Source organism: Enterobacter sp. BIDMC 29, assembly GCF_019378755.1.
In the GTDB taxonomy this organism is placed as follows: Bacteria; Pseudomonadota; Gammaproteobacteria; order Enterobacterales; family Enterobacteriaceae; genus Enterobacter; species Enterobacter ludwigii.
Genome location: NZ_CP080000.1, coordinates 1,520,384 through 1,520,979 on the forward strand (window position 1 = coordinate 1,520,384; position 596 = coordinate 1,520,979).

The following is a 596-nucleotide window of genomic DNA, read 5'->3' on the forward strand; positions in this document are numbered from 1 at the left end:
GGCGTGGCCGCCAGCGTCTCAGACGTGCTGTCGGTGGCGCTACTGAGCTGGACGATACCCTTTCGCRCCGTGGTGGCGTCCTGAGCCGTGTATTTCCCACTGGCAAGGTCATACGCCGCCTTAACCGCTTTCGGCGTCGCTGCGAGCGCCTCAGATGTGCTGTCGGTCGAGCTACTGAGCTGGACGATACCCTTTCGCRCYGTGGTGGCGTCCTGMGCSGTGTATTTCCCAYTGGCAAGGTCATACGCCGYYTTRACCGCTTTCGGCGTCGCTGCGASSSYCTCMGAYGYGCTGTCGGTCGCACTGCTTAGCTGAGTGAAACCCTTCGCATTAAGTGTGGCGTCAGGATGGCGGCGGGACTGCTCATGCTCCGCGAGCTTATCATCGACGTAGTCCTGCGTAGCCATCACCATTGAGGTATCGATGGTCAGCTCGACTGACGCGATGTCGCTTACCATGATGACCATGCGCACCGTCTGCGCGCGCCCAGAGCCCTCCGCAAGCGCTGGCTTGTAGCTTTCGGCCATATTGCCGACCGCGATCAGCGTGCCGGCGTCATCATAAAGCCCCATTTCACGCATCCAGAAACCGCCAGT

At 61.0% G+C, this 596-nt stretch carries 1 protein-coding gene; it reads right to left on the reverse strand.

The features are described 5' to 3' along the window. A partial coding sequence (locus JTA15_RS06790; protein ID WP_219373237.1) for a tail fiber protein occupies window positions 1-596 on the reverse strand: 596 nt, incomplete at both ends.